The 1,744-nt window shown below is 58.3% G+C and carries 3 protein-coding genes; 1 reads left to right on the forward strand and 2 read right to left on the reverse strand.

The genetic code is table 11. The features are described from left to right. Positions 1–447: 447 nt before the first annotated feature. Positions 448–687 (forward strand): DUF6124 family protein, encoded by a 240-nt coding sequence (locus HX812_RS31500; RefSeq protein WP_033902672.1) that lies wholly within the window; start codon positions 448–450, stop codon positions 685–687. A gap of 78 nt (positions 688–765) precedes the next feature. Here the strand turns inward: HX812_RS31500 and HX812_RS31505 are convergent, their stop codons facing one another. Both HX812_RS31505 and HX812_RS31510 read right to left on the reverse strand, forming a co-directional pair. Then, positions 766–1,071, reverse strand: a complete 306-nt coding sequence (locus HX812_RS31505) for a DUF6482 family protein (protein ID WP_038842358.1) — start codon at positions 1,069–1,071, stop codon at positions 766–768. A 23-nt stretch (positions 1,072–1,094) separates the two neighbouring features. Continuing rightward, positions 1,095–1,619, reverse strand: coding sequence for a DUF3833 domain-containing protein (locus HX812_RS31510; protein WP_038842360.1), 525 nt, complete (start codon positions 1,617–1,619; stop codon positions 1,095–1,097). Between the last annotated feature and the right edge of the window lie 125 nt (positions 1,620–1,744).

Below are 1,744 nucleotides of genomic sequence, written 5' to 3' on the forward strand. Positions count from 1 at the left end.
GGGTGGTGTTGGGAGGGGGGGGGGATGGGTTGGGCGTGTCGTTGGCGGTGATGGTATTGGCGGGGGTGTTGTTGTTGACGTTGCCGTTGGCGTGGGTGGTGCGGCGGGGGATGATCGATGAGTGATAAATGCAGTATCGGGGTGTGCTCCTGAACCTTGCGGCATTGCCTACACAACCATCAGAATCGTCCGAGTTGTGCGTCTTGGGCGACCTCTTTAAGGTTCGTCTGCCGCTGCCTATCAGCGGTCGGGTTTAGTAGCCCGATAAAAAATTTCCTCGGCGTATGGCTGTCCTTGCAGTCAGGCATTTCAGTGCCTGAATCTATTGGTAGCTGTGCGCAGGGCGTCTTCGGGCGCGCCGGTTTTCGAGGAAATTTCCGGTCTACTAACCTGCGTACAGCTGCCACCCTAACCCTTTGGGTGGTGGTCCTTACCGAGGATCAACAGATGTGTAATGACTCATGTAATCCATCCGTAAAACTGTTCAGCGTCCGTCCCGAAGCCAACACCGAAGCACTGCTCGCCAACGCCTACGAAACCATCGCCGGCGCGGGAGCCATGACCAGTGAGTTCGCCGAAACCCTGCCTTCCCAACAGCGCTACCTTGCCCTTGCGATCCAGCAAATGATCGAGTTGGGGCTGATGCTGGTGGAAGCGGCGCAGGACCGCGTGGATCAAGCCGCCTAGCTCGTTTGGCGCACTGAATAGGCTTGCCTTCCCAGGCCGCCCATACCACGGGGGAGGGGAGCCAAAAACGTCCAGATCCTACAGGGACGAGTCCAGCGAAAACGGAATGCGCAACGCGCCGATCGGTCCTTCCCGCACACCGCACATTTCATCGTGCACGCAGTGCTGCACCAGCACGCAGGGAAAGGGCGGAACCCGTTGCAACAGGCTGCGCAAATGCGTGGCGGAGCCGATGCGCAGCGGCTGGGCGTCATCGCCCTGCAGTGTCATCTCCGCGTTATCCAGCCTGACGCGCGCGATATAGAAGCCACCCTCCAGCGACAGCAACTCCAGCTCGCGAACTTCACCGTTCATGGCCAACTCAGTCAGCATTTGCAGGTTCATGTTTCACCCTCACTGCGGGTCATTCATTGGCGACGAAAGAACAGCGTGACTTGGCCCCATTCGACGCCGAACTTGGTCATGCTGGAGCGGTTGATCAAGGTGTCCTCGTCCATCAGATACATCCAGTCATCAAAGCTCACCTCGTAGACCGAACCGTCCACCGGCAGGTTGAGCCTGTAGCGCCAACGCAGCGCGTTACCCGCCACTTCGCCGATTGCCTCGCCGACCACATCACCCGCCCGGCCCTTCCAGCGCCCCGGGCCATCCGGTGTCAGCGTCCATACACGTTGTTGACGCGTGCCGTCGCTGTACAGAAAACGCTCGTCGAGAATCAAGGCGTTCCCCTCGCGCCGGCTGGCGATAGCCACTTCAAAGCGCTTGGTGACCTCACCGGAACGCTTCTGGAAAATGCCCCAGGCCTTGACGGGCTTGCTGAAGAAACGCTCCAGGTCCAGATGCGGCTGCTGATCAACGTAGCGCTCGACGCCTACGTTGGCGCAACTGCTCAAACTCAACATCAATACCCATGAAACCAGTAGACGTGTCATGGCTCGGCTCCGTGATTGTGCATCAGCGCGTTCGAAGGATGCTTGTACAAGAATATAGATTTGTACAGATATTCCCGACCGATGAATGATGCGTCAAATCGCGCCCATAAAAAATGTCCGCTGTC

This window comes from Pseudomonas sp. IPO3749, assembly GCF_013386605.1.
Classification (GTDB): Bacteria; Pseudomonadota; Gammaproteobacteria; order Pseudomonadales; family Pseudomonadaceae; genus Aquipseudomonas; species Aquipseudomonas azotoformans_A.